Annotated in this window: 8 protein-coding genes; 5 read left to right on the plus strand and 3 right to left on the minus strand. The window is 70.9% G+C overall.

Features of this window, described 5'->3' with window-relative positions; all coding sequences use genetic code 11:
- On the minus strand, nt 1–918 hold the full coding sequence (locus ACFWY9_RS20390) for an SDR family NAD(P)-dependent oxidoreductase (protein ID WP_378330723.1): 918 nt from the start codon (nt 916–918) through the stop codon (nt 1–3).
- 80 nt (nt 919–998) lie between these two features.
- Here ACFWY9_RS20390 and ACFWY9_RS20395 point away from each other — a divergent pair, with 80 nt between their 5' ends.
- On the plus strand, nt 999–1,571 hold the full coding sequence (locus ACFWY9_RS20395) for a TetR/AcrR family transcriptional regulator (RefSeq protein WP_378330724.1): 573 nt from the start codon (nt 999–1,001) through the stop codon (nt 1,569–1,571).
- Nucleotides 1,572–1,679: 108 nt separating this feature from the next.
- Here ACFWY9_RS20395 and ACFWY9_RS20400 read toward each other — a convergent pair whose 3' ends face one another.
- Nucleotides 1,680–2,273: an NADPH-dependent FMN reductase gene (locus ACFWY9_RS20400; protein ID WP_378330725.1), complete on the minus strand. Its 594-nt coding sequence runs from the start codon at nt 2,271–2,273 to the stop codon at nt 1,680–1,682.
- Between the two features lie 99 nt (nt 2,274–2,372).
- On the opposite strand from ACFWY9_RS20400, the gene soxR reads away from it, so the two are divergent.
- Both soxR and ACFWY9_RS20410 read left to right on the plus strand, forming a co-directional pair.
- Nucleotides 2,373–2,846: a redox-sensitive transcriptional activator SoxR gene (soxR, locus tag ACFWY9_RS20405; RefSeq protein ID WP_378330726.1), complete on the plus strand. Its 474-nt coding sequence runs from the start codon at nt 2,373–2,375 to the stop codon at nt 2,844–2,846.
- A gap of 67 nt (nt 2,847–2,913) precedes the next feature.
- On the plus strand, nt 2,914–3,285 hold the full coding sequence (locus tag ACFWY9_RS20410; protein ID WP_378330727.1) for an ArsR/SmtB family transcription factor: 372 nt from the start codon (nt 2,914–2,916) through the stop codon (nt 3,283–3,285).
- A gap of 3 nt (nt 3,286–3,288) precedes the next feature.
- Here ACFWY9_RS20410 and ACFWY9_RS20415 read toward each other — a convergent pair whose 3' ends face one another.
- On the minus strand, nt 3,289–3,723 hold the full coding sequence (locus ACFWY9_RS20415; RefSeq protein WP_378330728.1) for a DUF6314 family protein: 435 nt from the start codon (nt 3,721–3,723) through the stop codon (nt 3,289–3,291).
- A gap of 44 nt (nt 3,724–3,767) precedes the next feature.
- Here ACFWY9_RS20415 and ACFWY9_RS20420 point away from each other — a divergent pair, with 44 nt between their 5' ends.
- Both ACFWY9_RS20420 and recQ read left to right on the plus strand, forming a co-directional pair.
- Nucleotides 3,768–4,616 (plus strand): SMI1/KNR4 family protein, encoded by an 849-nt coding sequence (locus tag ACFWY9_RS20420; protein ID WP_378330729.1) that lies wholly within the window; start codon nt 3,768–3,770, stop codon nt 4,614–4,616.
- Between the two features lie 60 nt (nt 4,617–4,676).
- Complete coding sequence (gene recQ / locus ACFWY9_RS20425) at nt 4,677–6,506, plus strand: DNA helicase RecQ (protein ID WP_378330730.1); 1,830 nt, start codon at nt 4,677–4,679, stop codon at nt 6,504–6,506.
- Nucleotides 6,507–6,582 lie beyond the last annotated feature (76 nt).

Consider the following 6,582-nt stretch of genomic DNA (forward strand, 5'->3'; position numbering starts at 1 on the left):
TCAGGCCGGCTCGGTTCCGGTCAGCTCGGCGCTGGCCGTCCACAGGCGCGCAGCGACTTCGGGGTCGCCGAGGTTGTCCCAGACCGGTTCGAGCCGCGGCTCGCCACGCAGGCCGAACACCCGAGGACCCCACAGCTGCCCACCGGTCACCGCCGGATCGAGGACCGCCCTGACCGCGGGCCACGCGCCGGCTTCCTTGCCCTGCACGAAAAGGGCGAGCGGCAGGCCGCGCAGCCGCTCCCCCGCCGTCCGCGCGTGCACCGGCGGGCGCGCCGGGGTGAGCGAGTCGAGCGCGCCGCCGGGATGGCACACCACACTCGACGTCGCGCTCCCCGCCGCGCGCAGGCGACGGTCGAGTTCGAGGCCGAAGAGCATCTGCGCCAGTTTCGACCGCCCGTAGGTGCGCTTCGGCCGGTAGTCCCGCGTGCTCTGGAGGTCGTCGAGGTCCAGGTGCTCCGACTTGGCCGCGAAGCTCCCGGTGGTGACGATCCGGGCGCCCGGCGCGGCCGACAGCAGCGGCATGAGCCACCGCGTCAGCGCGAAGTGCCCGAGGTGGTTGGTGCCGAACATCATTTCGTGACCGTCCCCGGTCTCGCGGCGCGGCGGTGCGTCGAGCAGCACCCCGGCGTTGAGGACGACCGCGTCGAGGGTGTTCAGTTCCAGCGCGTCCACGGCCGCCTTGAGCGACGACAGATCGGCGAGGTCCAGCCGGACGTGCCGGATCCGCGCGCCGGGCACCCTCGCCTCGATCGCCCCTCGCGCCGTCTCCGCCTTCGCCGCGTCGCGGCTGCCGAGCACGACGGTCGCGCCGGTGCCCGCGAGCTGTTCCGCGACGAAATACCCGATCCCCGCGTTGCCCCCGGTGACCAGGAAGGTCTTTCCCTCGGCGCCGGGCAGCCGTCGTACGTCCCATGTCATGACACCAGATTGCCATAATGACTCCGAAGTCGCAATCATTCCGATTTCGGAACCCCTCTCGACTCAGGTAGGCTGCGGACATGACGACTGGACGGAGGGAGCGCAAGAAGGCCGCGACCCGCAAGGCACTGTCCGACGCGGCACTGAAGCTGTTCCTGGCACGAGGGTTCGACAACGTCACGGTCGCGGAGATCGCCGAGGCCGCGGACACGGCGGTGTCGACACTGTTCGCCCACTTCCCCGGCGGCAAGGAGGCCCTCGTCCTCGGTGACGGCGGCGAACGCGAGGCGGCGCTGATCGCGGCGGTGCGGGAGCGCGCGGAAGGGATGTCGATCCTCGGCGCGCTGCGCGACTTCCTGGCCACTCGCGGTCCGTTCGACCCCGACCCCGCACCGGAATTCCGGCGCCGGACCGAACTCGTGCTCGCCACTCCGGCGTTGCGCGCCCACGCGAGGGCGTTGTGGGCGGACAACGAGCCGGCGCTCGCCCGCGTCATCGCCGAGGAGACCGGGCACAAGGAGAACGACCTTTCGTTGCGGGTGCTGGCCCGCTTCGTCCTCGAAATCCCCGACCTCGCCGCGCTGGAGCCGGACCCGGTCGCGGCGCTGGACACCGCTTTCGCCCATCTGCGCCGCGGCTGGCCGGATCTCTGACGCCGTGAGCTGAAGGGGACTTTCCTCGCGCAGGACGAGCTGAAGGGGACCTTTCTCGCATGCGACGAGACGAAGGTCCCCTTCAGCCCGCGCGGACACGGCGGGCGATCAGGCCGGGTAGGACCGTTCGGCGCGGCCCGCCGACAACGTCCTCGCCCACCACTCCAGCTGGTCGAGGAGCGTCTTCGCGGCCACCGACGTCGTCTCGGCGTCCTTCGGCCTGCCGTCGGCCCCGAACTGGCCGTGCACGCCGTGGAAACTGACGGTTTCGCGGATCGTCACCGCGTTCAGTTCGGCGAAGACGCCACGCAGATGTTCGACCGCGCGCAGCCCGCCGGACATCCCGCCGTAGGAGACGAACGCGATCGGCTTGGCGTGCCATTCGGCGTTGTGCCAGTCGATGGCGTTCTTCAGCGACGCCGGATAGCTGTGGTTGTACTCGGGCGTGATGACGACGAAGGCGTCGGCGGCGGCGAGCCGCGTGGTCACCTTGGCGACCTCGGCGACAACCTCGGGAGTGGGCGCGGCGCCGAACGCGGGCAGCACCATGGGCAGATCCGGCTCGGCCAGATCGACCACGTCGACCTCGAACCGGCCGTGCGCGCCCGCTTCGGCGGCGAACCAGTCGGCGACCACCGGGGCGAACCGTCCTTCCCGGACACTGCCGACGATGACGGCGAGCCGGACGGGAACCTCGGACACACGAACCTCCTGAATCTCAAGGGAACTCGATCTGCACATCAGCGTGGAACTTCAAGCTCCCTTGAAGTCAAGCCCCGGGTCCGGGTTATCCTCTGACCCATGGCGAACGCGACCGTCCAGCTGCCCGACCTCACCGTCGGCGAACTCTCCCGGCGCAGCGGTGTCCCGGCGTCGGCGCTGCGGTTCTACGAGGACGAAGGACTCATCCGCAGCAAGCGAACGGCGGGCAACCAGCGCCGCTACCGCCGGGACACGCTGCGCCGGGTGACCTTCATCCGGATGTCCCAGCGCGTGGGCATGCCACTGTCCGCCATCCGGGAGGTGCTCGGGCTGCTGCCCGAGGACCGCACCCCGAACCGCGCCGACTGGGCCCGGATCTCCCAGTGCTGGAAGAAGGACCTCACCGCGCGGATCCGGGCGATGGAGCAGCTGCGCGATCAGCTGACCGACTGCATCGGCTGTGGTTGCATGTCGCTGAACCGCTGCCGCCTCGCCAATCCCGGCGACGAACTCGGGACGCAGGGGCCGGGTCCGCAGCGACTGCCCGACCACCGCACCGACGGCTACACCTGACCGTCCACAGTGGATTCACGACACCACGGCGTTGACTTACATAAGCGCGGGCTTTTAGAATTGCCCGATGCACGCTTTCGACGTCCTCGGTGATCCGGTCCGCCGCCGGATCCTCGACCTGCTCGCCGACGGCGAGCTGAGTTCGGGCGACGTCACCGCGGTGGTGCGGGCCGAGTTCGGGATCTCCCAGCCCGCGGTGTCCCAGCATCTGCGCGTGCTGCGGGAGAACGGCTTCACCACTGTGCGGGCCGAGGGCACCCGGCGGCTGTACGCGGTCGATCCCGCGCCACTGCGGGAAATCGACGGCTGGCTGGACCGGTACCGGCGGTTCTGGACCGGTCCGCTCGACGCATTGGCGACCGAACTGGCCCGCGGCAAACGTGAGCGCAGGCTGGCCGCCGAAAACGCCGGGAGCACCGGCGCGGAAGAGGCCGGATAAGCGTCACAGCCGGGCGAACCGGGTGACGATCACGTGGTCCTTCGCCGGTCCGGTCACGGTCCATTCCTGGCGCCAGTGCCCGCCGTCGGAAACGTGGAACTCGCCGTGGTAGCGATCGGCGCGGCACGGGTGGTCGGTCGACCACCGGCCCTCGCTCAGGTCGAGATCGTGGAAGAACCCGCCGTGGTCGAAATGCACGTCGGCACGCTCCGGCCGGGTCAGGCGGTAGTGCAGCGTGCGGGTCACGGGGCCGACGAAGCCGCCGAGCCGCAACTCGCCCTCTTCGTCATAGACCAGGACGTCTTCGGCCAGGGTGAACGTGGCCGTGCCGGTGACCGCACCGGCGTCCGCGCCGCCGGTGGTGACGATGTCCCGCGTCAGCCGCCAGGTCCCGGTGAGGTAGGCGGCCAGGTCGGGGACCGGAAGAGAGGTGTCCACCCGGCCATTGTGCGGGGTGCCGTGGCGCGGCATAGTCGGTGCCCATGCGCAGGGGGCGGGGACAGGCCATCGTCGTGGTCACGGCGAGCCTGGTGATCGCGGGCGGGCTCGTGTACGCGGTGGTCCGGCAGAACGCGACACGGCACGCGGGCGGTTCGGGGCAGGGCCTGCTGGTACCGGTCCGGAGCGCGATAGCCGGACCCCCGTCACCGACGCGGTATCCGTCCAGCGGCGTACCGACGGCGCCGATCCGGACGCCGCCGCGGGTCCCGCAGGACACCGGCTGCCACGCCGGGCAGGGGCCGGACCGGCTCCCCGAAGTTCCCGCCGCCGTGTCGGCGAAGGTGGACGCGGCGTGGGCACGGATCGAGCGCTGGCTCGGCGCGCACGCTCCCGCGACCCGGCTCGGCCCGCCCGCGGATCTCACCCGTCTCGCCTCGGCGCAGCGGGAGATCGGGGTGCCGTTTCCCGCGGAACTCGTCGCGTCATTGCGTCGGCACAGTGGTTTCGAGCAGATCGGCAGTGGCACTTTCACTTTTCCGCCGTTCTACGCGCCGAGTTCGATCGACGAGATCGCCCGCAACGCGAAAACGCTCTGCACCGTGCTCGCCGAACCGGTCGTCGATTCCGGCGTCGGCTCGTGGTGGCACGGCCAGTGGCTGCCGTTCGCCGAGGACGGCGGCGGCAACTCGCTGTTCCTGGACCAGCGGGGCCATGCCGGGCGGCTCGGCGAACACGACAACGAGGGCTCGGCGAACTTCGATCGCTGGCCGGCCAGCCTGACCGACCTGCTCGACCAGACCGCCACCGCGCTCGAAACCGGCGGGCCCGCGTTCGGCCGCTACCCGCCGAAAGTGGAAAAAGGCGTGCTGGACTGGGAAATCCCGCGCTGAACGCGGCGCGCCGCACCCGGCTGGGCCGCCTTGTCGGGCCCCGGGCCTAGAATCTGCCGGGTGGCTCTCCCCGAGACGGCTCCCCCGAGTGAAGCGCTGGACACCCTGCACCGGGTGTTCGGCTACGACGCGTTCCGCGGCGACCAGGCCGCGATCGTCGAGCACGTGGTCGCCGGCGGCGACGCGCTCGTCCTGATGCCCACCGGTGGCGGGAAATCGCTGTGCTACCAGATCCCCGCGCTGGTGCGCCCCGGCGTCGGCGTGGTGGTCTCCCCGCTCATCGCGCTGATGCAGGACCAGGTCGACGCGCTGCGCAACCTCGGCGTGCGCGCGGGATTCCTCAACTCCACGCAGGATTTCACCCAGCGCCAGCAGGTGGAGGACGCGTTCGTCAACGGCGAGCTCGACCTGCTGTACCTGGCGCCGGAGCGGCTCGCGATGGAGTCGACGGCGCGGCTGTTCGACCGCGGCAAGATCTCGCTGTTCGCCATCGACGAGGCGCACTGCGTGTCCCAGTGGGGCCACGACTTCCGCCCGGAGTACCTGTCGCTGTCCGCACTGCACGAGCGCTGGCCGGACGTGCCGCGCATCGCGCTGACCGCCACCGCGACCGAGGCCACGCACCAGGAGATCTCCACCCGGCTCAAGCTCGAGAACGCCCGCCACTTCGTCGCGAGCTTCGACCGGCCCAACATCCAGTACCGGATCGTCGGCAAGAACTCGCCGCAGCGGCAGCTGCTGGAGCTGCTGCGCACCGAGCACAAGGGCGACGCCGGGATCGTCTACTGCCTGTCCCGGAACTCGGTGGAGAAGACCGCGGACTTCCTGGTGGCCAACGGAATTCCCGCGGTGCCCTATCACGCCGGGCTGGACGCGCGAACCCGCGCGCGCAACCAGGCGCGGTTCCTGCGCGAGGACGGGCTGGTCGTGGTCGCCACCATCGCGTTCGGCATGGGCATCGACAAACCGGACGTCCGGTTCGTCGCGCATCTGGACCTGCCGAAGTCGGTCGAGGGCTACTACCAGGAGACCGGCCGCGCCGGGCGCGACGGGCTGCCGTCCACCGCGTGGCTGGCCTACGGCCTGCAGGACGTCGTGCAGCAGCGCAAGATGATCGACACCTCCGAGGGCGACGACGCGCATCGGCGCAAGCTCGGCGCGCATCTCAACGCGATGCTCGCGCTGTGCGAGACGGTGGAATGCCGCCGGGTGCAGATTCTCGGCTATTTCGGGGAAAAGGCCGGGCCGTGCGGCAACTGCGACACCTGCCTCGCCCCGCCGGAGAAGTGGGACGGCACGGTCCCCGCGCAGAAACTGCTGTCCACCGTGGTGCGCCTGCGCAACGAGCGGCGGCAGAAGTTCGGCGCCGGCCAGATCATCGACATCCTGCTCGGCAAGGAGACCCCGAAGGTCCAGCAGTTCCAGCACAACACGCTGAAGGTGTTCGGGATCGGCACGGAACTGCGGGAGCCGGAGTGGCGCGCGGTCGTGCGGCAGTTGCTGGCGCAGGGCCTGCTCGCGGTCGAGGGCGACTACGGTTCGCTGGTGCTCACCGAGGCCAGCGCGTCGGTGCTGAACCGCGAACGCGAGGTGCTGTTGCGCCGCGAGCCGGAGCGCGCCGCGAAGGCCGCGAAACCGGCTCGCCGCGCCGCCGCGGCCGTCGAGATGCCCGCCGAGGCCGCCCCGCTGTTCGAACGGCTGCGTGCCTGGCGGGCCGCCGCCGCGAAGGAGCAGGGCGTGCCCGCGTACGTCATCTTCCACGACGCGACCCTGCGCCAGATCGCGACCGACCGCCCCACCACCCTGGCCGAACTCGGCACGGTCAACGGCGTCGGCGAGAACAAGCTCGCCAAATACGGCCAGCAGGTCCTCGACACCCTCGCCGACTGAGGCTCGGGGGTCGGTCCGCGGGGCCCCCGGGGAGAGGGCGGCGGACCCACCCCCGGGGGGGGAGACCCCCCGTAGA

Source organism: Amycolatopsis sp. NPDC059027, from assembly GCF_042739735.1.
In the GTDB taxonomy this organism is placed as follows: domain Bacteria; phylum Actinomycetota; class Actinomycetes; order Mycobacteriales; family Pseudonocardiaceae; genus Amycolatopsis.